Genomic DNA, 23,550 nt, shown 5'->3' with positions numbered 1-23,550 from the left:
TGCCAATTTCGTGATCACCCGGAACCGGGCGAGCGGGGAGTCTACGTGATCTTGGGGCTCCCGATTGAACGTTGTCGGGCCGTCAACTGCCCAGGTCAGAGGGAGAGATGTGGAGGGTGTGCCGGTCGCGTGAACCCCGGCTTGGCCCTGATGGCTGCCTCTGGCTCAGGTATCGACACTCGAAAGGGTGGAGTGCGTCAGCAACTCCTCGACACCGAGGGTGAGTTGCTCAAGGTTTCGGAGCAGAAAGCTGGGCAGCTCCGAGATCGGGGCTGCCCAGAAGACAACGGGGGGCGTGCGACCCAGCGGAGTCAGGTGATCGGAAGGTGCGGCTTCTCCGGCGTCATCGACCGGCCGTCGACCTGTGAAGCCACCACCGACTGGAGTTCCTCGGGGGAGAGGTACGCGTCGGTCATCTCGAAGTCGCGGAGGGTCGCGGGGCGGTGGCGTTGGAAGCCGGTGCGGACGAAGTCGTCGCCCGCCACCGCGTTCAGGCCCCAGTTGGCCGCCGTGCGGAACCGGGCGGTCAGCGTGCGCAGCGCGCCGAGGTGGTAGCCGCGGGCCACGACCTGCGCCGGCAGGCCGGTCAGCTGGATGCCGAGCGGCTTCGACACCGCCTGGATGCCGCCCAGGTCGACGACGAGGCCGAGGTCCTTGTGGCGGTACGGCGTGAGGGGGGTGCCGCGCACGGAGGCGAGGACGTTGCGGGCCGCCGCCCAGCCCTGCCGCATGGCGTGCTGCGCCGTCGGCGGGCACGTGGCGTCGCCGCCCTTGACGATGTCCGGCACGGCCGCCGCGTCGCCGAGCGCGAACACGCCGTCGAGCCCCGGCACGGTCAGCTCGGGCGTGACCACGAGCCGGCCCCGGTTCGTCTCCGCGCCGAGGGTCGCCACGAGCGGGCTCGGCGCGACACCGGCCGTCCAGATGAGTGTGTGGCAGGGCAGCTCGCGGCCGTCCGTGAGCGTCACTGTGTCCTCGGTGACGCTGGCCACCGAGACGCCGAGCGAGACGTGCAGGCCGCGCTGCTCCAGGATGTCCATGGCCTTGTCGCCGAGCCGCTCGCCCAGCTCCGGCATGAGCTTGGGCGCCACGTCGACCAGGTGCCACTTGATGAGCCGCGGGTCGAGCCCCGGATAGCGCTTGACCGCGGCGGTCGTCAGGCGCTGGAGATACGCCGCCGTCTCCGTGCCCGCGTAGCCGCCGCCGACCACCACGAACTGGAGGCGCGCCGCGCGCTCCGCCGGGTCGGAGCTGGCCGCCGCCAGGTCCAGCTGCGTGATCACGTGGTCGCGGATCCACGCCGCCTCGGCGAGCGTCTTCACGCCGACCGCGTACTTGTCGAGGCCCGGGATGTCGAACTGCCGGGTCACGCTGCCCGGCGTGAGCACCAGGTAGTCGTAGCGCTCGACGCTGACCTCGCCGTTTATCTTCCGTACGACGACGGCCTTGGCCTGCGGGTCGATGCCGATCGCGCCGCCCGGCACGATCGCCGTACGGCGCAGCATCCGGCGCAGCGGCACCGCCACGGACTGCGGGGTGAGCACACCGGAGGCCACCTGCGGCAGCAGCGGCAGATACAGCTGGTGCGCGGTGGGGCTGATGAGCCGCAGCACCGCCTCTCCGGGCTTCAGCTCCTTCTCCAGCTTGTGCGCGCACTCCATCCCGGCGAATCCCGCGCCGATGATCAGGATCCGGGGGACGGACGACTTACGGGAGGCGCTGGTGTTCCGCGGCGTGGCCATGTGGGATCTCTCCTGGGGTGGGCTGCGGGGGATCGGTGAGGCGTCGTGATCCCTGCGTATCCGGATTCGGCACGCCCGAATCCCGAACTCCCGCCATCCTCCGTCCGCGGGCCGCTCCCCGCACGCCGTTCGCGAACCCCGTGGCGCGCGCCACCCGCGCCCCCGCGCACCGACCGTCCCCGTACGGGACGCCCTCCGGACTGGGCCGTTCGGGCGAGACGGGACTCCGCGCGGGCGGCCGGACGCGCCTCAGATGCCCGGCCGGTACCGGATCGGATGCTCCTCCGGGACCTCCACGAGCACGATCTCGTGCCCGTCCGGATCCTGGATCCACATTTCGACGAGGCCCCACGGCTCCTGCACCGGCTCCCGCGTCACGGTGACGCCCCGCTCGACCAGCTCCGCGTGGGCCGCGCGCACGTCCGCCACCTGCATCCACAGCTTGAGCCCCGGCACCGGAGGCTCGGCGGCCCGTCCCGCGACCTCCAGGAACCCACCGCCCAGGAAGTACACGGTGCCCCGCTCTGGCCCGGTGCCGAACTCCCGGTACACCGCGAGGCCGAGCGCCTCCCCGTAGAACGCCCGCGACCGCTCGGGATCGGTCGGCCGGATCAGGACCCTGCTGCTCAGTACGTGAACCATGCCGACGCAGCGTAGTGCGACCGCGTTAACCTCGACGGCGCCCCACACCCGCCGCCGACGAATCCGGAGAGCCGACCATGACCACCGTTGACCTCGTCTTCCGCGATGCCACGCCCGAGGACGTCGATGTGCTCGTCGCGCTGATCGAGTCCGCCTACCGCGGCGATGCCAGCCGGGCGGGATGGACCACGGAGGCGGACATCCTGGAGGGGCAGCGGACCGACCCGCGGGGCGTACTGGAGGTCATCGAGGCGCCGGACAGCCGGCTGCTCACGGTGGAGCGGGACGGCGCGGTCGTCGCCTGCTGCCAGCTGGAGCACCGCGGCGAGCACGCCTACTTCGGCATGTTCGCCGTCAGCCCCGCCCTCCAGGGCGCCGGACTCGGCAAGACGATCATCGCGGAGGCCGAGCGCAGGGCCCGCGAGACATGGGGCGTCACCGAGATGCACATGACGGTGATCGACGCCCGCGAGGAGCTGATCGCCTGGTACGAGCGGCGCGGCTACCGCCGTACGGGCCGGTTCAGCCCCTTCCCGTACGGCGACGAGCGCTTCGGCATCCCGCAGCGCGACGACCTGAAGTTCGAACTGCTCGTCAAGCCGCTCGACGACTAGCCACGCGGCCCGTCACGTGGTCACGCGGCCCGTCACGCCGTGAAGCGGCCGGTGCGCTTGATCTCCGGGTAGTCCGTGGTCGCGCCGTCGAGCCCGAGCGCGCGGACGAGCCGCAGGTCGTCCTGCGTGTTCACGACCCAGCCGATGATCCGCAGATCGGCCTTGCGGGCGTGCTCGACGATCTCCTGGGTGAGCCGCCGGATGTTCAGGACCAGCGTCGTCGCGCCCGCCGCGACGGCCCGCTCCACGACCGCTGTGCCGTAGCGGCTCGCGACGAGCGCCGTGCGCACCCCGGGCACGAGCCGCGCGATCTCGGTGATCGCCTCGGCGTGGAACGAGATCACCTCGACCCGGTGCACCAGATCGCGGCGCAGCATCACGTCCGCGAGCGCCCGCGCCGCCGCCGTGTCCTTGATCTCCGCCTGGAGCGGCGACTGCACCGCGTCGAGCACCTCCTCGAACACCGGCACGCGCTCGCCGCGTCCGGCGTCGAGGCCGCGGATCTCCGCGAGGGTCTTCTCGGCGATCGGTCCGTGGCCGTCCGTGGTCCTGTCGACGTCCGCGTCGTGCATGACGACGAGCGCGCCGTCCTTGCTCAGGTGCAGGTCGAGCTCGATGATGTCGAGCCCCGCGCGCTCGGCGGCGACGAAGGACCGCAGGGTGTTCTCGGGTTCGAGACCCATGGCTCCGCGATGCCCGATGGTGAGGAAGTTCAAGGTCGTCTCGCTTCCGTCGACTGCGGCTCGGCTGCCGCGCGGGACGCGACAGGACTCGTACACTAACGGGCCGTCTGCACGAGGGAACCGTGCCTGCGGGAAGGACCGGAGTCCAGGGTTCTGGTGCCCACGACACCGAGGATCAATCCGGTGATCAGGGCGGCGACGAGAACGGCACGGGTACTCACGGCGAATGCGCCTCCGGACGGTACGGGCAGCGGGACCGCCCCGTCCTACCGGGACGGTCACCCGGCGCGCGAGTCCGCTCACCCGGTGGTGGGCGCGTCCCCCTCCGCGTTGACTCCGGATGAGTCCGGCAGCGCGTCCAGATCGGCCAACATGCCCCGCGCCAGCTCGACTTCGGCCACCAGATGCCGCTCGCTCCAGCGCAGCGCGATCTGCGGGTGCGCCCACGCCTCCACGCCGTCGGCCCGCGCGAGCGCGTCCCGCACCTCCTTCAACTCGCCCTCGGTGCGCGCCACGTGCGCCTCGACGAGCGTGCGCAGCCGCTCCGGCTCGGCGAGATGCCCGAGCCACACGCGCAGCAGCACCGGGTGCCGCAGCGACACAGCCGCCGGGTCCTGCTCGTCGGCCGCCCACGCGGCGAGCGCGTCGCGGCCCGCGCGCGTGATGGCGTACGTGCGTTTGGTGCGCGGCTCCTCCGGGCCCGAGCGCCGTGAGGTGGCGTAGCCGAGCCGCTCCAGCCTGCGCAGCTCCGCGTAGATCTGGCTGAACGCGGGGGAGCCGTAGAAGAAGCGGAGCGAGGCGTCGGCCCACTTCTTCAGCTCGTACCCGGTCCGCTCGCCGGGCGGGAACGACAGCAGCCCGAGGACGGCCCAGGCGGTCGGCGGCGGCTGAGGGGTCGGCATGGCTCCGCATTGAAGCCAGGGGCGGTCACGCGCGCAAGCCCCCGCCGCGCCGCAGCCGGGCCGAGAGGTGGTGCTGGAGTGGCTGCCCGACGGCCGCGAGGTCGTGCGTGAACGTGAGCGTGCCGTCGTCGCCGAGCGTGTACGTGCGGCCCGTCGCGTCGACCTGCTTCGCGGTAGGGGTGAGCCCGACGGAGTGCGTGGCGAGCTCGACCGTGCCGTCGACGACCTGCCCGACCATGACCTCCGCGATGCCGGTCGGCTGCGTGATCAACGCCTCCACGCGCCCCTCCGGCTGGATCCGCCACCAGCCGCTCTCCCGCGCGGCGGGCCGCACGGGCCCGTCCTCGCCGTCGGTGATCCAGGCCCGCGCCTCGTACCGCAGGAAGGGCCGCCCGTCGTGGCTGAAGCAGACCTCCTGCGCGTACGTGAAGTCGCTGTCCAGGGTCGGGTACTCGCCACGACCCCGCCCGTGCCAGCTGCCGAGCAGGCCGACGACGGGCGTGAGAAGCGGGTGCGGCTCGGGGGTCCCGGCGTACGGGTACGAGGGCGCGGGCGCGGGGTCGAACACGGGTGGCTCCTGGGGCTAGGGGGTTACCGGGGAAGCGTAGAGCGTGCTTCGGCGGTCGTGCCCCTTCCCTTCTCTGACGGACCGTCATATAGCTATTAGTCATATGGCCCCAGCCCAGCACAGCCCAGTCAGGCCCCCGGGAGGGAACCGTGAAGTTCAGTGTCGTCTTCGAGGCCCAGCTCGCCGATCCCACCGTCGAACGCGAGCACCAGCTGCTGCGGGACAGCGTCGAACAGGCCGTGCTCGCCGAGGAGATGGGCTTCGACCGGATCTGGGCGGTCGAGCACCACTCCCTGAAGTGGTACGCGCACATGTCGGCGCCGGAGATCTTCCTGACGTGGGTCGCGGCGCGCACCTCCCGCATCCGCGTGGGGCACGGCGTGGTGTGCATGCCGTTCAACTTCAACCACCCCGCGCGCGTGGCCGAGCGCGCCGCGATGCTCGACCTGTTGTCGGGCGGGCGGCTCGACCTCGGGGCCGGGCGCGGCGGCACGACGCAGGAGACCTCGCTGTGCGGCGTCGACAAGGAGCGGACCACGCAGGAGGTGGAGGAGGCGCTGCGGATCATCGGGAAGGCGTGGGAGAAGGACGAGCTGGAGCACCACGGGCCGCTCCTCGACATCGACCCGCACCCGATCCTGCCGCGCCCCGCGCAGACCCCGCACCCACCGCTCTTCCTCGCGTGCAGCCGCACGGAGACGCTCCGGCAGGCCGCCGAACTCGGCGTCGGCGCGCTGGTGATGGGGTTCGCCGGCCCGGAGGCCATCGCCGAGATGCGCACCGCGTACGACGCGGCGATCGCGGGCCGCACGGCCGAGCGGTACGTCTCCTCGGTCGTCAACGACCACTTCTCGGTGCTGTGTCCGACCATCGTGCTCGACGACCGGGAGACGGCCCGCGGCATCGGCATCCGCGGCCAGCGCTTCTTCGCGCAGTCCATCGGCCACTGGTACGGCGGCGCCGGCATCCCCGACGAGGCGGTCGTGGAGGGCGCGGACGAGGCGGAGGAGATGCGCAGGGCCGCCGAACAGGTCGTCGCCCGCCTCCACGAGCACCACATCCCCGTCCGGCCCACCGCGACGGCCACGTTCAACGCCGACCACGCGTACGGCACCGCCGACGACGCCATCGCCTACGTCGAACGCCTCCGTGACGCGGGCGCCGACGAGATCATGTGCCTGATCCAGATGGGCACCGTGCCGCAGGAGGCGTGCATGGAGACGCTGCGGCAGTGGGGCGAGAAGGTGATTCCGCACTTCCGCGGCGAGGGCGGTGCGTGACGCCCGCCGCTGGGCAGGGATCCGTCCGTCACCCCGCACCACCCCACCGACCCGGGAGCCGCCCATGACCACCGACCACGTCGACCGGCTCGCGCCCGAGGCCCGTCCGCTCGTCGACGCCATCGCCGCCGCCTTCCCCGACCTCGGCGGCGCCGTCACCGACGCGGCGGAGGCCCGCCGGATCCTCGCGGAGCTGCCCGAGGCGCCGTTCCCCGCGCCCGTCGTGGGTTCCGTCGATGACTGCGAGATACCGGGGCCGCCCGGCGCGCCCCCGATCCCCGTGCGCGTGTACCGGCCGGAGCAGGACGGGGCCGCGGGGGAGCGGCCCGTCGTCGTGTTCTTCCACGGCGGGGGCTGGGTCATCTGCGACCTCGACAGCCACGACCACAGCGCCCGCAGGGTGTGCCGCGACGCGGGCGCCGTCGTCGTCTCCGTCGACTACCGGCTCGCGCCCGAAGCACCCTTCCCGGCCGCCGTCGAGGACGCGTACGCCGCGCTGTGCTGGGTCGCCGACCACGCGCGCGAACTCGGCGCGGACCCGGAGGCGCTGACCGTGATGGGGGACAGCGCGGGCGGCAACCTCGCCGCCGTCGTCGCGCAGATCGCCCGCGACGAGGACGGCCCGGCCGTCGCCCGCCAGGTCCTCGTCTACCCGGCCACCGACGCCCGCCAGAAGTCCGGCTCCTTCGACGCCAACGCCGAGGGCTACTTCCTCACCGCGGCGCACTGCGTCTGGTTCCGCGAGCAGTACCTGGGCGCGGACGGCGACCCCGCCCACCCCCGCGTGTCGCCGCTGCTCGCCGACGATCTCGCCGGGCTGCCCGCCGCGCACATCGTCACGGCCGGCTGCGATCCGCTCTGCGACGAGGGGCGGGCGTACGGGAAGGCGCTGCGGGACGCGGGCGTCGCGGTCACCGAGGGGCACTTCCCGGGGATGTTCCACGGATTCTTCGGTTTCCCCGAGCTGCTGGAGGACGCCCGGCAGGCCGTGGCGGGCGCGGTAGAGGCGATCGCCGACACCGCGCGCCACAGGAAAAACAGCGGTGATCTAGGGGGTGGCGCAGGATAATTTCCCGGAGTCCCCCTTGTGGTCGGGAACCTCGCGTGCCTACGGTGTCCTTACGCGAGGTTCTCCCGTGGAGGTTGGGACATGACGGAAATTCTTGTGCAGGCTGGCGCGGAGGGGAAGAATTCTCCGGTCCAGGTGGTCGGCGACAGGGTGGTGGACCACCCGGCGTGGCCCTTGCTCAAGGACGCCGTGGAGGAGTTCAGGCCCCTGCAGAGCAAGGACGGCTCGATCGACTTCGAGGCCGAGGGCGCCCCGGCGAAGGCCGACGCCGAGCTGATCCTGGACCGCGTCATATCCGCGGTCGAGGAGCTCGCCCCGCTGCTGCCGCACGACGCCGCGTACCACGAGGCGCTCGTGCGCGACCTGCGCCGCTGGGCGGACGGCGGCTTCGAGGTCCCGGACTTCCTGGACTCGCTGCTCGCCTTCCAGCCCGCCGCGCAGCGCCGGGACGGCCTCCAGCACCTGGTGGTCTTCCCGATGTACACGCAGAACGGCAATCCGGACCGGAACCTGGAAGCCGTCGTGCTGAAGATGGTCTGGCCGGACTGGCTCGCCGACCTGGAGGCGACCCGTTACGACAACCCGCTGTTCTGCGGCATCACCTTCGAGGACTTCACCTCCGGGTACGACACGAACTCGGCGGTGCTCTTCCCAGAGACGATCGCCGTGCGCGAGGCGCCGGAGCGCTTCTCCTGGGGCGGCATCTTCTGCGACCGCGAGGCGGCCCGCTTCCGCCGCGTCACGGAGGCCGCCGTCGACATCCTCGGTGTCGAACTGCCCGAGGACATCAAGGCGATGGTCGCCGACCAGGAGCGCTGCCAGCAGGCGTTCGTGCTGTGGGACATGGTCCACGACCGCACGCACAGCCACGGCGACCTGCCGTTCGACCCGTTCATGATCAAGCAGCGCCAGCCGTTCTGGATGTACGGCCTCGAGGAGCTGCGCTGCGACCTCACCGCCTTCAAGGAGGCCGTGAAGCTGGAGGCCGACGGCGTCCCGCAGGGCCGCGACGTCCAGTACGCCGTCCTCTTCGACCGCATGTTCCGCTTCCCGGTCACCGGCGACCGCGTCAAGAACTACGACGGGCTCGGCGGCCAGCTCCTCTTCGCGTACCTGCACAAGCACGACGTGGTGCGCTGGACCGACAACAAGCTGTTCATCGACTGGAACCGCGCCCCCGAGGTCACCAACCAGCTGTGCGGCGAGATCGAGAAGCTGTACCGCGACGGCATCGACCGCCCGAAGCTGGTGCACTGGTTCGCCGCGTACGACCTGGTGTCCACGTACCTGTCCCCGCACCCGGGCTCCACCTGGGCGAAGGGCCCCGACGCCCTGGACACCTCGCTGCCGCCGCGCAAGCTCGTGGACGAGGTGCTTCCCGACGAGTTTCCGCTCAGCATGTTCTATGAGGCCCTTTCGAAGAAGCTGAAGAAGGTGATCGCCTCGACGAAGGGCATCACCGCGGAGAGCACCGAGCGGGTGGCCGCGTGAGCCACGGCGAACAGCAGCAGGAGGCGACGGACATGAGCGACACCAACGGGACCAGGGACACGCTGGACGGTGCGGTGATCGCGGTCGCCGGAGCGGCCGGACCGGCCGGAAAGGCCACCCTCAAGCGGCTCGCGGAGGCCGGCGCCACCGTCATCGGCGCCGACGCCGACGCGGAGCGCCTGGTGGCCGCGGTCGACGAGGCGCGCTACGCGCACGGCGGTGCCACCGTCATCGGTGACAACGTCGACCTGCTCGACCTGCACGCCACCCGCGACTGGGCCGGCCGCATCGAGAAGGACTTCGGCCGGGTCGACGGCCTCGTGCACCTGGTCGGCGGCTGGCGCGGCGGCGCCACCTTCGCCGACACCGACCTCGCCGACTGGGACCTGCTCGAGAAGCTCCTGATCCGCACGGTGCAGCACACGTCCCTCGCGTTCTACGAGGGTCTGTCCCGCAGCGACCGCGGCCGCTACCTGCTGATCAGCGCCGCGGGAGCCTCGAAGCCGACCGCGGGCAACGCGGCGTACGCCGCATCCAAGGCCGCGGCCGAGGCCTGGACGCTCGCGCTCGGCGACGCCTTCCGCAAGGCGGGGGGCGAGGCGGGCCCGCAGCAGGCGGCTGCGATCCTGGTGGTCAAGGCGCTGGTGCACGACGCGATGCGCGCCGAACGCCCCAACGCGAAGTTCGCGGGCTTCACGGACGTCAAGGAGCTGGCCGAGGCCATCACCGGCGTCTGGGAGCGGCCCGCCGCCGAACTGAACGGGACCCGTCTGTGGCTGACCGAGAAGCCGTGAATCCGCCGAAGACCGACGCACGCCGCCATCACGACCCCGACACCAGGGGTTTCGCGAGCGACAACTACGCGGGGGGCCACCCCGAGGTGATGGCGGCGCTCGCCCTCGCCAACGACGGGCACCAGGTCGCGTACGGCGGGGACGAGTACACGGACCATCTCCAGCGGATCATCCGCAGCCACTTCGGCCCCACCGCCGAGGCGTTCCCGGTGTTCAACGGGACGGGCGCCAACGTCGTGGCGCTCCAGGCGGTCACCGACCGCTGGGGCGCGGTGATCTGCGCCGAGTCCGCGCACATCCACGTGGACGAGGGCGGCGCCCCCGAGCGGATGGGCGGCCTCAAGCTGCTCACCGTGCCCACCCCGGACGGCAAGCTCACGCCCGAGCTGATCGACCGGCAGGCGTACGGCTGGGACGACGAACACCGCGCGATGCCGCAGGTCGTCTCGATCACGCAGTCCACCGAACTCGGCACGCTGTACACGCCCGCCGAGATCCGCGCGATCTGCGAGCACGCCCACGGGCACGGCATGGTCGTGCACCTCGACGGCTCCCGGATATCCAACGCCGCCGCGTCCCTCGACGTCCCGATGCGGACGTTCACGAACGCGGTCGGCGTCGACATCCTGTCGCTCGGCGGCACCAAGAACGGCGCCCTTTTCGGCGAGGCGGTCGTCGTCCTCAACCAGGACGCCGTGCGCCACATGAAGCACCTGCGCAAGCTGTCCATGCAGCTGCACTCCAAGATGCGCTTCCTGTCGGTGCAGTTGGAGGCCCTGTACGCCAAGGACCTGTGGCTGCGCAACGCCCGGCACGCCAACGAGATGGCCCAGCGCCTCGCCGAGGGCGCCCGCGCCGTCGACGGCGTCGAGATCCTCTACCCGGTGCAGGCCAACGGCGTGTTCGCGCGGCTCCCGCACGACGTGTCCGAGCGCCTGATGAAGAAGTACCGCTTCTACTTCTGGGACGAGGCGGCCGGAGACGTCCGCTGGATGTGCTCCTTCGACACCCGCGAGGAGGACGTCGACTCCTTCGTCGCGGCCCTCAAGGAGGAGATGGCGCGCTAGCCGCTCGAATCGCATAGGTATGCGGCCGACCGTAAATGTATTGACGTGCGGTCGGCCGCATTTCTATGCTCCCGAGGCATGCAGCTGATCCAGCAGAACCCGGACCTGTCCGCGTACTTGGCGGCCGACGACGTCATCGACCACGAGCATCCGCTCGTCCGCGAGACCGCGGCGCGCCTCGCGCGCGACGTCGCCGATTCATACGCATACGCCCGCGCCGCCTACGAGTTCGTGCGCGACACCGTCCCGCACTCCGCCGACAGCGGGGACCCGCGCGTCACCTGGCGCGCCTCCGACGTGCTTGCGCAACGCACCGGGATCTGCCACGCGAAGGCGCACGCCCTCGCGGCGCTGCTGCGCGCCGAGGACATTCCGACCGCCCTCTGCTACCAGCGGCTCACGCACGACGCGGGCTCGGGATGGTGCCTGCACGGACTCGTGGCCGTGCGGCTGCGCGGCGCGTGGCACCGGCAGGACTGCCGGGGGAACAAAGCGGGTGTCGACGCCCAATTCTCCCTCGAAGGGGAGCGGTTGGCGTGGGTCCCCGACCCGGAGGCAGGGGAGGCGGACTATCCGACGCTGCACGCGGCGCCGCACCCGGCGGTCCTCGACGCGCTGCGCGGCGCGCCGGACCGCCCGTACCTGTGGGAGCACCTGCCCGATGCGCTCCCGGCCTGACTCAGCCCGCCTCCGCGGCCTTGACCTCTTCCGGGGTCGGGGCCGTGCCGCCCAGGTGTGCCGGCATCCACCACGTGTCGTCCGGACCCTTGGGGCGCACCGGGTAGGCGCGCTGCGCCGCTTCCAGCAGCTCCTGCACACCGGCCCGCAGGCGGCGCGTGATCGCCCCCGCGTACTGGTCGGCCGGCGCCTCCATGGCCTCGCCCACCCGGACCGTGATCGGGATGTGCTGGCGCTTGAAGTTCCGCGGACGCCCCTTGGTCCACAGCCGCTGCGTGCCCCACAGCGCCATCGGGATCAGCGGCACCCCGGCCTCCTGCGCCAGGCGCACGGCGCCGGTCTTGAAGCTCTTCAGCGTGAAGGACTCCGAGATCGTCGCCTCGGGGAAGACGCCGATGATCTCGCCGGAGCGCAGGGAGCGCAGCGCGTGCTGGTAGGCGTGCTCGCCCTGGGCGCGGTCGACGGGGATGTGCTTCATGCTTCGCATCAGCGGGCCGGAGATCTTGTGCCGGAACACCGACTCCTTGGCCATGAAGCGGACGAGACGCTTCTGCGGCAGAGCCGCGAGGCCGTCGAAGATGAAGTCCAGGTAGCTGATGTGGTTGCTGACCAGGACGGCTCCGCCGGTACGCGGAATGTTCTCCGAGCCCTTGCAGTCGATCTTCAGGTCGAGCGCCTTGAACATCGTTTTCGCGGCGCCGATGACCGGACGGTAGACGAGCTCTGCCATGGAGGGGGTGGACCCTTCAGTAAGTTACGCGGCCGTAGGTTTTCCGGCTTGCGCAGATCGTGCCCCATCAACGGCCGGGTGGCCAGTCCTGGTTCCAGCGCCGTACGAGATCCTTGTCACGTGCCGGGAATACGTCGGCGGACCGGGAACGCTGCACAAGGGGCGGCGCAGTACAGGAGGAGCAGGGTGAGCGTGGGCGAACGGACGTGGGACGCCGGGCAGTTGGGCGAGGAGCTGGGGGAGCGGGCCACGCTCGTGCAGTTCTCCAGCGCGTTCTGCGCTCCGTGCCGGGCCACCCGGCGCGTCCTCGACGAGGTCGCCGCGATGGTTCCCGGCGTGTCCCACGTCGAGATCGACGCCGAGGCGCGCCTCGACCTCGTGCGCGATGCGGAGGTGCTCAAGACGCCGACGGTCCTGGTCCTCGACGCGCGAGGGCGCGAGGTGCGCCGGGCGGCGGGACAGCCCCGGAAGGTCGATGTCATCGCCGCGCTCGGCGACGCTGTGTGACCGGGCGGCGACGCGGGTGCGTGACGCATCTCCCAGATGACGGAACGCACTTGACTGCACGCACCACGTATCGTCAGGGTGACCTTATGCCTTCGGAACTCCTTCTCGTCGAGCGGGTCCACGTGGACCTGGCTCGATGTTCGAGCGCCCGCTGTCCGCGTGTCTGACGCAGCCACGCCGCCCCGCTCGAACCCTCCTGCCAGAAGGACAACTCCATGACGGCCACGCCCGATCTGCGCACCGCCCAGGCAGCCACCCCCGACCTCCTCCGCTCCGTCTTCCGGCAGCACGCCGCCGGCGTCGCGGTGGTCACGGCGCCCGGTGCCGCCCCCGTCGGCTTCACCGCCACCTCTCTCACCTCCGTCTCGGCGCAGCCGCCGGTCGTCTCGTTCGGCATCGGGGTCGGCTCGTCGAGCTGGCCGACCGTCGCCGAGGCCGAGCACGTCGGCGTGCACATACTCGGCGAGCACCAGGCCGAACTCGCCGGCAGGTTCGCCACGAGCGGCGCCGACCGCTTCGGTGCGCCCACCCGCTGGTTCGAGGGACCCGAGGGCGTGCCGATCCTCGACGGCGTGCTCGCCTGGCTCGTCTGCAAGGTCATCGCCCGGGTGCCCGCCGGTGACCACCAGATCGTGCTCGCCGAGGCCGTCTCGGGCGACCTCGCGGGCGTCGGTCGTCCGCTGCTGTACCACCAGGGCCGCTTCAACGCCCTGCGTGACTGAAAGTTCCTGTGCCGCGCGATTACGCAGGGTTGGCAAGGTCACAGTTCAAAGCGCTTGCTTAGTGGGCATAACCTGGGTGTACTGGCGAGTAACCTTTTGATCGGAGCGCGGGCCGCCCCGACCGGAAGAGTCCGCACAAGGCGCATATGCTGCCTAGACAGCCGCCCAGTTAAAGACGATTGCAGTAGGAGAGCCGGCGTGAGCTTGAGGATCGTTGTCACCGTGAAGTACGTGCCGGACGCCACGGGCGACCGGGGTTTCGCCGATGACCTGACCGTGGACCGTGACGATGTCGATGGTCTGCTGTCGGAGCTGGACGAGTACGCGGTGGAGCAGGCGCTTCAGATTTCCGAGAACTCGGACGACGACGTGGAGATCACCGTGCTGACGGTGGGTCCGGAGGACGCCAAGGACGCGCTGCGCAAGGCGCTGTCGATGGGTGCGGACAAGGCGATCCACGTGGAGGACGACGACCTGCACGGCACCGACGCGATCGGCACCTCGCTGGTGCTGGCGAAGGCGATCGAGAAGGCCGGTTACGACCTGGTGGTCTCGGGCATGGCGTCCACGGACGGCACGGCGGGCATCGTGCCGGCGCTGGTGGCCGAGCGTCTGGGTGTGCCGCAGGTGACGCTGCTGTCGGAGGTGGCGGTCGAGGACGGCAAGGTGACGGGCCGTCGTGACGGTGACACCGCCTCCGAGCAGCTCGAGGCGCAGCTTCCGGCCGTGGTGTCGGTGACGGACCAGTCGGGTGAGGCCCGCTACCCCTCGTTCAAGGGGATCATGGCGGCGAAGAAGAAGCCGGTGGAGTCCTGGGACCTGGACGACCTGGACATCGAGGCCGAGCAGGTGGGTCTGGAGGGTGCCTGGACGAAGGTCGCCGAGGCGGCCGAGCGTCCGGCGCGCACGGCGGGCACGATCGTCAAGGACGAGGGCGAGGGCGGCAAGCAGCTCGCCGAGTTCCTCGCGGGCCAGAAGTTCATCTGAGCTTCAGCCATCCCCACCCATCGCCCAAGTTCTTTGTGATTGCAGGAGATTGAAGTCCCATGGCTGAAGTTCTGGTCTTTGTCGACCACGTGGACGGTGCCGTCCGCAAGCCCACCCTGGAGCTGCTGACGCTGGCCCGCCGGATCGGTGACCCGGTCGCCGTGGCGCTGGGCAACGGCGCCGCCGGCACCGCCGCCGCCCTGGCCGAGCACGGCGCGGTCAAGGTGCTCACGCACGAGGCCGCCGAGTACGCCGACTACCTGGTCGTGCCGAAGGTCGACGCCCTGCAGGCCGCCTACGAGCAGGTGTCCCCGGCCGCGGTGCTGGTGCCGTCGTCGGCGGAAGGCAAGGAGATCGCGGCGCGTCTGGCGCTGCGCATCAAGGCGGGCATCATCACCGACGCGGTGGACCTGGAGGCCGGCGACGGCGGCCCGGTGGCCACGCAGTCGGTGTTCGCCGCCTCCTACACCACCAAGTCCACGGTCACGCTGGGCACGCCGGTCATCACCGTCAAGCCCAACTCGGCGGCCGTGGAGGCCGCCCCGGCCGCCGGTGCGGTCGAGGCGCTGAACGTGTCGTTCTCGGACGGCGCCACCGGCACCAAGGTGACCTCCCGCACCCCGCGTGAGTCGACCGGGCGTCCGGACCTGACCGAGGCCGCGATCGTGGTCTCCGGTGGCCGGGGTGTCAACGGTGCCGAGAACTTCTCGATCATCGAGGCGCTGGCCGACTCGCTGGGGGCGGCCGTGGGTGCCTCGCGTGCCGCGGTGGACGCGGGCTGGTACCCGCACTCCAACCAGGTCGGCCAGACCGGCAAGAGCGTGTCGCCGCAGCTGTACATCGCCTCCGGTATCTCCGGCGCGATCCAGCACCGTGCGGGCATGCAGACCTCGAAGACGATCGTCGCGATCAACAAGGACGCCGAGGCGCCGATCTTCGACCTCGTCGACTACGGCATCGTCGGCGACCTCTTCGACGTCGTGCCCGCGCTGACCGAGGAGGTCAAGGCCCGCAAGGGCTGAGACGCTTCCCACGTCGACGGGGCCGCGCGGTGTTCGCACCGCGCGGCCCCGTCCGCGTGACGGGACGACGAAATTGACCCATTGACGCCGATCACGCCGACGGTTAACTTCGCTATACGGATTGTTGATTCCGTGAAGTGGAAACATCGAGCATATGGAGAGTGCACGAATGGGTCAGCAGGAGAAGGTGTCGACGAGCCTCGCGGGCACGGTCAGCGAGAGCATCAGCGCCTCACTCGCCCCGGTCGACGCGGAACTCGCCCGCCGCTACCCGGGGGACCCCGGCACCCGTCAGCCCGTCCACACGGTCTACGTCCCCGGTGACGCGTTCAACGCCGACACCATCCGCACCTGGGGCGACAAGGCGCTCGCGCAGCTCGACGAGCACGCCCCGAACGCCGCCTCCTTCGCCGCCGTCCTCGGCCTGAGCGAGGAGCTCGCGGAGCCCGTCTACACCCGCGTACGCGCGAAGCTGGAGCGCGAGCCGGTCGAGGACCTGCGCGTCGACTTCGAGGACGGCTACCGGCCGGCCTCCGACGCCGACGAGGACGAGACCGCGGCCCGCGCCGCGCGCGTCATCGCCGAGGCGTACGCGAACGGCACCGCCGCCCCGTACATGGGCATCCGCATGAAGTGCATGGAGGAGGCGGTCCGTGACCGCGCCATCCGCACGCTCGACATCTTCCTCACGGGCCTCATGGAACACGGCGGCCTGCCCGACGGCCTCGTCCTGACCCTGCCCAAGGTGACGTACCCGGAGCAGGTCACGGCCATGGTGCGGATCCTGGAGGCGTTCGAGAAGCAGCACGGCCTGGAGCCCGGCCGGATCGGCTTCGAGATCCAGATCGAGACCAGCCAGTCCATCCTCGGCGGCGACGGCACAGCCACGGTCGCCCGCATGATCGAGGCGGCGGAGGGCCGGGCGACCGGCCTCCACTACGGCACTTTCGACTACAGCGCCTGTCTCGGCGTCTCCGCCGCGTACCAGGCCAGCGACCACCCGGCGGCCGACTACGCGAAGGCGGTCATGCAGGTCGCCGCGGCCGGCACCGGCGTCCGCGTCTCGGACGGCTCCACGAACGTCCTGCCCGTCGGTTCCACCGCCAAGGTCCACGACGCCTGGCGCCTGCACTTCGGCCTCACGCGCCGTGCCCTCGCCCGCGCCTACTACCAGGGCTGGGACATGCACCCGGGCCACATCCCGACCCGGTACGCCGCCGTGTTCGCCTTCTACCGCGAGGGCTTCGAGGCCGCCGCCGCGCGCCTCGCCGCGTACGCCCGGCAGGCCGAGGGCGACATCGCCGACGAGCCCGCCACCGCGAAGGCCCTCGCCGGCTACCTCCTGCGCGGCCTCGACTGCGGCGCCCTCGACGTCGCCGAGGTCGCCCGCCTCTCCGGCCTCACCCGCGCCGACCTGGAGTCCTACGCGGCCCCCCGCCGCGGCGACCTGACGACCAAGCCCGAGTAACCCCTCCCGATACGTCGCTGCCCTTCCCCGGGGACGGCCGGGGGAGGGCAGCGGTGCGTCGGCCCTCCGGGGTTCTTCGGCCTCCGTGCGGCCTGGCCCGCCCCCACCGAGCTGTCGAACCCGGTGCCGCGTGGCGAGGGCGGCACCGGGGGAGCGCAGGTGCTCAGTCCGCCGGAGGGAGTTCGCCTGAGCCGCGTTGGATCAGGCGCGTCGGGAGCTCTATGCGTTCCGGCGGGAGTGCCGCTCCGTCCAGTTGGAGGAACAGGCGGTCCGCCGCCGTGCGGCCCAGCTGGGCCGCGTCCTGCGCGATCACCGTCACGCCCGGCTTCAACAGGTCGCCCAGCTCGATGTCGTCGAACCCGACCAGCGCCACCGGACGGTCCCGCTCGGAGAGCACCCGTACGGCCGTGACCGTCACACGGTTGTTGCCGGAGAAGATCGCCGTCACCGGATCGGGGCCGGTGAGCATCTCCTCGGCCGCGCGCCGAACCCGCTCGGGGTCCGTGACGCCCAGCGACACCCACCGCTCGTCGACCGCGAGCCCGGCCTCCTCCATCGCCGCCCGGTACCCGCGCAACCGCTCGACCGCCGTGTGGATGCGGGGCTGGTCACCGATGAACCCGATCCGGCGGTGCCCCTGCGCGACGAGGTGGGCGACACCGTCGCGCGCGCCGCCGAAGTTGTCGGACAGCACCACGTCCGCGTCGATCTGCCCGGCGGGCCGGTCCACGAAGACGGTCGCGACACCCGCCGCGATCTCCGGCGCCAGATACTGGTGATCCGTGCCCGCGGGGATCACCACGAGCCCGTCCACGCGCCGCGCGCACAGCGCGAGCACCAACTCCTGCTCCCGCTCGGGGTCCTCGGCGCTCGACCCGTTGATGAGCAGCGCCCCGTGCGCCCGCGCGACCTCCTCGACGGCGCGGCTGAGCGGCCCGTAGAACGGGTCCGCCAGATCCTCGAGGACCAGGCCGATGCTCGCCGTACGGCCCTTGCGCAGCACCCGCGCACTGTCGTTGCGCCGGAAGCCCAGCGCGGCGATCGCCTCCTGGACGCGGCGCTCGGTGTCCTCGGTGACCCCCGGCTCCGCGTTGACGACGCGGGAGACCGTCTTCAGGCCGACCCCGGCCCGCGCGGCGACGTCCTTCATCGTCGGTCGGTTGCCGTAGCGGTTCTCGGTGCGGCGGGCGGTACGGTCCACTGTGCGCTGTCCTGTCCTGTCGTCGCGGCGTGTGCCGTCGAGCATAGGGCCTGGACAACGTTGTCAGATGCGGGAGAGACTGTCCACCACTGATCGGTTGCCGACCTGCAGCCGCCCATTCGACCTGCCTTTCCGGGGGAACAGACACTGATGCACATGGACCTCGTCGCCGCGCTCGACATCGGCGGCACCAAGATCGCCGGTGCCCTTGTGGACGACCGGGGCCACCTCCTCGTACGAGCGCAGCGGCCGACCCCCGCGCAGGAGGACGGCGACACGGTGATGGGGGCGGTGGAGGAGGTCCTCCGTGAGCTGACGTCCGACGCGGCGTGGCCGCGGGTGCGGGCCGTCGGCATCGGCAGCGCCGGACCCGTGGACCGCTCGCGCGGCACGGTCAGCCCGGTCAACGTGCCGGGCTGGCGCGGCTTCCCGCTGGTCGACCGCGTGCGCGCGGTCACCGGCGCACTGCCCGTCGAGCTGATCGGCGACGGCGTGGCGATCACGGCGGCCGAGCACTGGCAGGGCGCGGCCCGCGGTCACGACAACGCGCTGTGCATGGTCGTGTCCACCGGCGTCGGCGGCGGCCTGATCCTCGGCGGCGAACTGCACCCGGGCCCCACGGGCAACGCGGGGCACATCGGCCACATCAGCGTCGACCTCGACGGCGACCCCTGCCCGTGCGGCGCGCGCGGCTGCGTCGAGCGCATCGCGAGTGGGCCCAACATCGCCCGCCGCGCCCTCGCCGACGGCTGGCGGCCGGGCCCGGACGGCGACGAGACCGCCGCCGCGGTGGCCCGCGCCGCCCGCGCGGGGGACCCGGTCGCCCGCGCCTCCTTCGAACGCGCCGCCCAGGCCCTGGCCGCGGGCATCGCGGCGACGGCGACGCTCGTGGAGATCGACATCGCCGTGATCGGCGGCGGCGTGGCGAAGGCCGGCGACCTCCTGTTCACGCCCCTGCGCCGTGCGCTGCGCGACTACGCCACGCTGTCCTTCGTGCAGGGCCTCACGGTGGTGCCGGCCTCGACCGGCACCGACGCGGGGCTCGTGGGCGCGGCGGCAGCGGCCCTGCACGCGGGTCGGGGCGCGCACGAGGCGCACCGCCAAGCCGTCTGAGCGCCTCGGCTCACCGGTCGTCGGCCATCGCCTCCTCCACGGTCTCCGCGGGAGCCAGGAGCCCGGTCAGGCCGCCCAGTTCGATGAGGCGGAGGGTGAGGCGGTGGCGGCAGACGACGGCGACGCGGCCGTCCCGCTGCCGGGCGCGCCGCGCGGCGTGCTCCAGGAGCCGCAGTCCGGAGCAGTCGAAGAACGTGGTGCCCGTCAGGTCGACCACCACGGTGCGGTACGGCCCCGACGCCAGGCTGTCGAGCAGCGGGGCGAGCCGGTGGAAGGTCAGGATGTCGACCTCGCCCAGCAGTTCGACGACGACGCAGTCCGTGACGGTGCGCACGCGCGGCATGGGGATCTCGTCGCCGACGTCGGTCAGGTCGTCGAACGCGCCGAGATCGCAGCCCTGTTGTCCGCTTCGCAGCATCTGGCCCCCCGGGTCGTGGCCCGGCCGGGTCCGAAAGGCGGCACCGGGCGGGCGGAACAAGGTCGCCGGGGTCCTGGGCGCCTGGTCGATGACGCTAGCGGGAGGTTTCCCGCGCCACGGCGGCGTAACGATTCCCGAGCCGCTTACATCACTTGATGGGGTGAATTACGTGCAAACCGCTTGACGGTCGAAGTCGTTTCGCCAGGGCCGCCCCGTGTGTTCGGCGCACACCCCGTGTGAACTCCGCACCGTCACCGGACGTGCACACACGGTGTCGCCCGGCGTCCGGTCACGCTTGACTGGCCCGAAGAAAGCGCGGGAGGCCCTGTCGGGGCCGGCCGTCGACCGTCGGGCAGCGGTGGGCGCGTCCGGCTGATGGTCTCCCGCGCGCGGCTCCGGGGCTCCCCCCGATACCCGGAGTCGCACGGGCGGTGTCATGGCGTGCGACCGCCTGGTACGGAGAGCCCGCCTGCCGCGACTTCCCTGGGCGGCGGGCGGGCGCCGTGCGGCCGCTACCGACCCCTTCGCAGCGGTCGCTGGCGTATGCAACGATCCCCTCATCAGCTTCTGGTTTCCGTGGCAGGGTGTTGCGGGCAAGCCACAGGGGGCCGACGGATGAGGGGGAACCGTGATCGTCTGGATCAACGGGGCGTCCCGCGCGGGGAAGACCACCGCGGCGCGGGAGTTGATCGACCTGATCCCCGACAGCACGCTCTTCGACCCCGAGGTGATCGACGGCGAGCTGGAGCGGCTGCTGCCCGCCAAGCGGCTCGCCGAGGTGAGCGACCATCAGGACCTGCCGATCTGGCGGCGCCTCGTCGTCGACACCGCCGCCGCGCTCCTCGCCGAGCTGGGCGGCGTGCTCGTGGTGCCGATGGGGCTGCTGCGACAGGAGTACCGCGACGAGGTCTTCGGGGGCCTCGCGGCCCGGCGGATCCCTGTGTGTCATGTGGTCCTTGCTCCAGGGGAAACGATCCTGCGCTCCCGTGACCCCGCCGGAGAGGCGCCCGCCGACATCGAGCCGTACCGCGCCGCGCTCGGCGGCTGGCTCGCCGCCGACGCCTACCCCGTCGACAACGGCGCCCTCACCCCCTACGAGACCGCCGTCCGGATCGCCGCCGCGCTGAACTCCGGGGAGGCGCCCTCCTGCGACATCGTGCAGACGCCCGAGCCGACCGCCGAGACGGTCGCCGCCGGGGTGCTGCTCTTCGACGACGCGGACCGCGTGCTGCTCGTCGACCCCACGTACAAACCCGGCTGGGAGTTCCCCGGCGGTGTCGTCGAGGCCGGCGAGGCGCCCGCGCGCGCGGGGATGCGCGAGGTGGCCGAGGAGACGGGGATCGTGCTCGACGACGTGCCCCGCCTCCTGGTCGTCGACTGGGAGGCGCCCGTGCCGCCCGGCTACGGCGGCCTGCGCCTGCTCTTCGACGGCGGCAGGCTCACGGCCGCACGCGCCCGCGAAGTGCTGCTCCCGGGCCCGGAGTTGCGCGCCTGGCGCTTCGTGACGGAGAGCGAGGCCGCCGCGCTGCTGCCACCCGTGCGCTACGAGCGGCTGCGCTGGGCCCTCAGGGCGCGCGAGCGCGGCGCCGCGCACTACCTGGAGGCCGGCGTCCCCGTCGGATGAGCGCGCTCCACCGCCGCGCGCAGCACGGCGCCCGCGCCGCCCGCCACGGGGGCGCCGTGCCCGAAGCAGGCCACGTCGCTGTCGAGGGAGGCGAGCCGCCGGTACGAGGCGACGGCGCGCTCCCTGTCGAGATTGAACACCCCGAGCATCACCTGCCTGTCGAGCGGTGACACCGCGATCGCGTCGCCGGTGAACAGCACGCCGTGGCGGGGGAGATGGATCCCGATCGACCCGTCGGTGTGTCCTGGGGCGCCGACCACGCACGCCCCGCCGCCGAAGTCGAGCGTGTCGCCGTCCTCCACCTCCCTTACTTCGTAAGGGAGGACGGGTTCGGCGGGCGGCGGCGGGAGCTGGGCCAGGGCCTGCGCGTGCAGGGGGCGCTCCCAGTCCTCGTACACGGGGCCCGGACCGGTCGTCTCGCCGCGCACGAACGGGGCGTCGAGGCGGTGCGCGTACACCTCGGCGCCGCTGAGCCGCGCGAACTCCCCGGCGCCGCCCGCGTGATCCTCGTGGAAGTGCGTGAGGACGATCCGCCGCACGTCCTCGGGGGCGTGCCCCCAGTCCCGTACGACGTCCGCGATCGGGGCGCCGGCGCCGGGCGCGCCCGCGTCGACGAGCGTCAACTCGGTGCCGTCGCGCCACAGATAGGCCTGGCCGACGGGGAAGCGCAGCATGCGCAGATCGGGTGCGAGGTCGATGACCTCGGTGGGTGCATAGGGCGTCATGCCCGCGACCGTACGAGGGGCGCGGGCACGACGCCGTACGTCTTGGCCCAGAGCAGATCCGCGCTGGGGCGGGGTCAGTTCGCGGCGGCGTACTTCTGGAGGAAGAGGGCCTCCGCCACCGAGAGGCGCTCGAGCTCGTCGGGGGACACCGACTCGTTCACCGCGTGGATCTGCGCCTCCGGCTCGCTCAGGCCGATGAGGAGGATCTCCGCCTCCGGGTAGAGCGAGGCGAGCGTGTTGCACAGCGGGATCGAGCCGCCCTGGCCCGCGTACTGCATCTCCTGGCCGTCGTACGCCTGCTTCATGGCGTCGGCCATCGCCTCGTAGGCGGGGCTCGCGGTGTTCGCGCGGAACGGCTGGCCCTGGCCGATCTGCTCGACCTTCACCCGGGCGCCCCAGGGGGTGTGCGCCTCGATGTGCGCCATGAGCAGCTTCGTGGCCTCGGCGGCGTCCGCGCCCGGCGGGACGCGCAGGGAGATCAGCGCGCGGGCGCCCGCCTGCACGGACGGCGTCGCGCCGACGACCGGCGGGCAGTCGATGCCGAGGACGGTGACGGCCGGGCGCGCCCAGATGCGGTCCGCGACCGTGCCGGAGCCGATCAGGTCGACGCCGTCGAGCACCTTGGCGTCCTTGCGGAAGGCCTCCTCGTCGTACTGGAGGCCGTCCCAGGACTCGGCCGCCTCCAGGCCGTCGATGGTCGTCGAGCCGTCCTCCGCGCGCAGCGAGTCGAGGACGCGGACCAGGGCGGCAAGGGCGTCGGGGGCGGCGCCGCCGAACTGGCCGGAGTGCAGATTGCCCTCGAGAGTCGCCATGTCGACACGGACGAGCGTCATGCCGCGCAGCGTCGCCGTCGCCGTGGGCAGGCCGACGCGGAAGTTGCCCGCGTCGCCGATGACGATCGTGTCGGCCGTGAGGAGGTCGGGGTGCTGCTCCGCGTAGCGCTCCAGGCCGCCCGTGCCCTGCTCCTCCGAACCCTCCGCGATCACCTTGACGTTGACCGGCACCCCGCCGTTCGCCTTCAGCGCCCGGATCGCCAGGAGGTGGAGCAGCACGCCGCCCTTGCAGTCCGCCGAGCCGCGCCCGTACCAGCGGCCGTCCTCGCGCTCGGTCAGCTCGAACGGGGGCGTGACCCACGCGCTCTCGTCAAGCGGCGGCTGCACGTCGTAGTGCGCGTACAGGAGCACCGTGGGCGCGCCCTCGGGGCCCGGCAGGAAGCCGTACACCGACTGCGTGCCGTCCGGGGTGTCGAGCAGTGCCACGTCCTGGAAGCCCTCGGCGCGCAGCGCGTCGGCCACCCAGTTCGCGGCGCCCTCGCTCTCGCTCCGCGGGAACTGCTCGAAGTCCGCCACCGACTTGAACGCGACCAGTTCGGTCAGCTCCGCCTTGGCCCTCGGCATGAGAGAGGCGACGGTCTCGGCGATCGGATGGGGCGACATGGGCACGCTCCTCGTGGGTGCGACGTTGTGCAGGGTGTGCGGAAGATCCTCCCACAGGGGGTCGGCG

General features: G+C 71.9%; 25 protein-coding genes. 14 read left to right on the top strand and 11 right to left on the bottom strand.

Going from position 1 to position 23,550, the window contains the following annotated elements; genetic code table 11:
* Nucleotides 1–311: 311 nt before the first annotated feature.
* Entirely contained in the window at nucleotides 312–1,742 is a 1,431-nt protein-coding gene (locus ACTWJ8_RS06500) for an NAD(P)/FAD-dependent oxidoreductase (RefSeq protein WP_443263253.1), read from the bottom strand.
* Nucleotides 1,743–1,991: 249 nt separating this feature from the next.
* A complete protein-coding gene (locus ACTWJ8_RS06495; protein ID WP_356389626.1) occupies nucleotides 1,992–2,384 on the bottom strand; it encodes a VOC family protein in 393 nt (130 codons plus the stop codon).
* A 77-nt stretch (nucleotides 2,385–2,461) separates the two neighbouring features.
* Between ACTWJ8_RS06495 and ACTWJ8_RS06490 the strand changes: the two genes are divergently transcribed.
* Nucleotides 2,462–2,998: a GNAT family N-acetyltransferase gene (locus ACTWJ8_RS06490; RefSeq protein ID WP_443263252.1), complete on the top strand. Its 537-nt coding sequence runs from the start codon at nucleotides 2,462–2,464 to the stop codon at nucleotides 2,996–2,998.
* 32 nt (nucleotides 2,999–3,030) lie between these two features.
* Here ACTWJ8_RS06490 and ACTWJ8_RS06485 read toward each other — a convergent pair whose 3' ends face one another.
* From ACTWJ8_RS06485 to ACTWJ8_RS06470, 4 genes are all read right to left on the bottom strand, one after another.
* The gene (locus ACTWJ8_RS06485; RefSeq protein ID WP_443263251.1) at nucleotides 3,031–3,714 is read right to left on the bottom strand and encodes a glycerophosphodiester phosphodiesterase; all 684 of its coding nucleotides are present in this window, start codon (nucleotides 3,712–3,714) and stop codon (nucleotides 3,031–3,033) included.
* A gap of 62 nt (nucleotides 3,715–3,776) precedes the next feature.
* Complete coding sequence (locus ACTWJ8_RS06480) at nucleotides 3,777–3,902, bottom strand: hypothetical protein (RefSeq protein ID WP_356389620.1); 126 nt, start codon at nucleotides 3,900–3,902, stop codon at nucleotides 3,777–3,779.
* A 78-nt stretch (nucleotides 3,903–3,980) separates the two neighbouring features.
* Complete coding sequence (locus ACTWJ8_RS06475) at nucleotides 3,981–4,583, bottom strand: PadR family transcriptional regulator (protein WP_443263250.1); 603 nt, start codon at nucleotides 4,581–4,583, stop codon at nucleotides 3,981–3,983.
* Between the two features lie 25 nt (nucleotides 4,584–4,608).
* Nucleotides 4,609–5,151 carry an FABP family protein gene (locus ACTWJ8_RS06470; RefSeq protein ID WP_443263249.1) on the bottom strand — a complete coding sequence of 181 codons (543 nt, stop codon included), beginning with the start codon at nucleotides 5,149–5,151 and terminating at the stop codon, nucleotides 4,609–4,611.
* A gap of 149 nt (nucleotides 5,152–5,300) precedes the next feature.
* Here ACTWJ8_RS06470 and ACTWJ8_RS06465 point away from each other — a divergent pair, with 149 nt between their 5' ends.
* From ACTWJ8_RS06465 to ACTWJ8_RS06440, 6 genes are all read left to right on the top strand, one after another.
* Complete coding sequence (locus tag ACTWJ8_RS06465; protein WP_443263248.1) at nucleotides 5,301–6,431, top strand: LLM class flavin-dependent oxidoreductase; 1,131 nt, start codon at nucleotides 5,301–5,303, stop codon at nucleotides 6,429–6,431.
* Between the two features lie 64 nt (nucleotides 6,432–6,495).
* Entirely contained in the window at nucleotides 6,496–7,500 is a 1,005-nt protein-coding gene (locus ACTWJ8_RS06460; protein WP_356389451.1) for an alpha/beta hydrolase, read from the top strand.
* An 81-nt stretch (nucleotides 7,501–7,581) separates the two neighbouring features.
* Nucleotides 7,582–8,991: a DUF6421 family protein gene (locus tag ACTWJ8_RS06455; RefSeq protein ID WP_356389449.1), complete on the top strand. Its 1,410-nt coding sequence runs from the start codon at nucleotides 7,582–7,584 to the stop codon at nucleotides 8,989–8,991.
* A 32-nt stretch (nucleotides 8,992–9,023) separates the two neighbouring features.
* Complete coding sequence (locus tag ACTWJ8_RS06450) at nucleotides 9,024–9,785, top strand: SDR family NAD(P)-dependent oxidoreductase (RefSeq protein WP_356389641.1); 762 nt, start codon at nucleotides 9,024–9,026, stop codon at nucleotides 9,783–9,785.
* A complete protein-coding gene (locus tag ACTWJ8_RS06445; protein WP_356389447.1) occupies nucleotides 9,782–10,852 on the top strand; it encodes a threonine aldolase family protein in 1,071 nt (356 codons plus the stop codon). Before ACTWJ8_RS06450 ends, ACTWJ8_RS06445 begins: the two co-directional genes overlap by 4 nt.
* A 78-nt stretch (nucleotides 10,853–10,930) precedes the next feature.
* Nucleotides 10,931–11,530: a transglutaminase domain-containing protein gene (locus tag ACTWJ8_RS06440; RefSeq protein ID WP_356389445.1), complete on the top strand. Its 600-nt coding sequence runs from the start codon at nucleotides 10,931–10,933 to the stop codon at nucleotides 11,528–11,530.
* Nucleotide 11,531: 1 nt separating this feature from the next.
* Here the strand turns inward: ACTWJ8_RS06440 and ACTWJ8_RS06435 are convergent, their stop codons facing one another.
* Complete coding sequence (locus tag ACTWJ8_RS06435) at nucleotides 11,532–12,260, bottom strand: lysophospholipid acyltransferase family protein (RefSeq protein ID WP_356389443.1); 729 nt, start codon at nucleotides 12,258–12,260, stop codon at nucleotides 11,532–11,534.
* 186 nt (nucleotides 12,261–12,446) lie between these two features.
* Here ACTWJ8_RS06435 and ACTWJ8_RS06430 point away from each other — a divergent pair, with 186 nt between their 5' ends.
* The 5 genes from ACTWJ8_RS06430 (at nucleotide 12,447) to ACTWJ8_RS06410 (ending at nucleotide 16,966) form a co-directional block, all read left to right on the top strand.
* A complete protein-coding gene (locus tag ACTWJ8_RS06430; protein WP_356389441.1) occupies nucleotides 12,447–12,767 on the top strand; it encodes a thioredoxin family protein in 321 nt (106 codons plus the stop codon).
* Nucleotides 12,768–12,982: 215 nt separating this feature from the next.
* Nucleotides 12,983–13,489, top strand: a complete 507-nt coding sequence (locus ACTWJ8_RS06425) for a flavin reductase family protein (protein ID WP_356389439.1) — start codon at nucleotides 12,983–12,985, stop codon at nucleotides 13,487–13,489.
* Between the two features lie 198 nt (nucleotides 13,490–13,687).
* Nucleotides 13,688–14,476: an electron transfer flavoprotein subunit beta/FixA family protein gene (locus tag ACTWJ8_RS06420; RefSeq protein ID WP_443262072.1), complete on the top strand. Its 789-nt coding sequence runs from the start codon at nucleotides 13,688–13,690 to the stop codon at nucleotides 14,474–14,476.
* Nucleotides 14,477–14,535: 59 nt separating this feature from the next.
* A complete protein-coding gene (locus ACTWJ8_RS06415; RefSeq protein WP_443263247.1) occupies nucleotides 14,536–15,498 on the top strand; it encodes an electron transfer flavoprotein subunit alpha/FixB family protein in 963 nt (320 codons plus the stop codon).
* Nucleotides 15,499–15,667: 169 nt separating this feature from the next.
* Entirely contained in the window at nucleotides 15,668–16,966 is a 1,299-nt protein-coding gene (locus ACTWJ8_RS06410; protein WP_356381676.1) for a DUF6986 family protein, read from the top strand.
* A 163-nt stretch (nucleotides 16,967–17,129) separates the two neighbouring features.
* On the opposite strand, the gene ACTWJ8_RS06405 is transcribed toward ACTWJ8_RS06410, so the two are convergent.
* A complete protein-coding gene (locus ACTWJ8_RS06405) occupies nucleotides 17,130–18,212 on the bottom strand; it encodes a LacI family DNA-binding transcriptional regulator (RefSeq protein WP_356381578.1) in 1,083 nt (360 codons plus the stop codon).
* Between the two features lie 105 nt (nucleotides 18,213–18,317).
* On the opposite strand from ACTWJ8_RS06405, the gene ACTWJ8_RS06400 reads away from it, so the two are divergent.
* On the top strand, nucleotides 18,318–19,280 hold the full coding sequence (locus ACTWJ8_RS06400; protein WP_356381575.1) for an ROK family protein: 963 nt from the start codon (nucleotides 18,318–18,320) through the stop codon (nucleotides 19,278–19,280).
* A 10-nt stretch (nucleotides 19,281–19,290) separates the two neighbouring features.
* Here ACTWJ8_RS06400 and ACTWJ8_RS06395 read toward each other — a convergent pair whose 3' ends face one another.
* Nucleotides 19,291–19,698, bottom strand: a complete 408-nt coding sequence (locus ACTWJ8_RS06395; RefSeq protein ID WP_443263245.1) for an anti-sigma factor antagonist — start codon at nucleotides 19,696–19,698, stop codon at nucleotides 19,291–19,293.
* Nucleotides 19,699–20,326: 628 nt separating this feature from the next.
* Here ACTWJ8_RS06395 and ACTWJ8_RS06390 point away from each other — a divergent pair.
* Nucleotides 20,327–21,322 (top strand): NUDIX domain-containing protein, encoded by a 996-nt coding sequence (locus ACTWJ8_RS06390; RefSeq protein WP_356381569.1) that lies wholly within the window; start codon nucleotides 20,327–20,329, stop codon nucleotides 21,320–21,322.
* Here ACTWJ8_RS06390 and ACTWJ8_RS06385 read toward each other — a convergent pair.
* Nucleotides 21,292–22,047, bottom strand: coding sequence for an MBL fold metallo-hydrolase (locus ACTWJ8_RS06385; RefSeq protein ID WP_443263244.1), 756 nt, complete (start codon nucleotides 22,045–22,047; stop codon nucleotides 21,292–21,294). The two genes, ACTWJ8_RS06390 and ACTWJ8_RS06385, sit on opposite strands and share 31 nt — an antisense overlap.
* A 74-nt stretch (nucleotides 22,048–22,121) precedes the next feature.
* Nucleotides 22,122–23,483: a dipeptidase gene (locus tag ACTWJ8_RS06380; protein WP_356381563.1), complete on the bottom strand. Its 1,362-nt coding sequence runs from the start codon at nucleotides 23,481–23,483 to the stop codon at nucleotides 22,122–22,124.
* Nucleotides 23,484–23,550 lie beyond the last annotated feature (67 nt).

Origin of the sequence: Streptomyces sp. SDT5-1, from assembly GCF_052245995.1 — a bacterium.
In the GTDB taxonomy this organism is placed as follows: domain Bacteria; phylum Actinomycetota; class Actinomycetes; order Streptomycetales; family Streptomycetaceae; genus Streptomyces.
The sequence above is the reverse complement of the archived record's forward strand: the minus strand, read 5'-3'. Positions and strand labels throughout refer to the sequence as shown.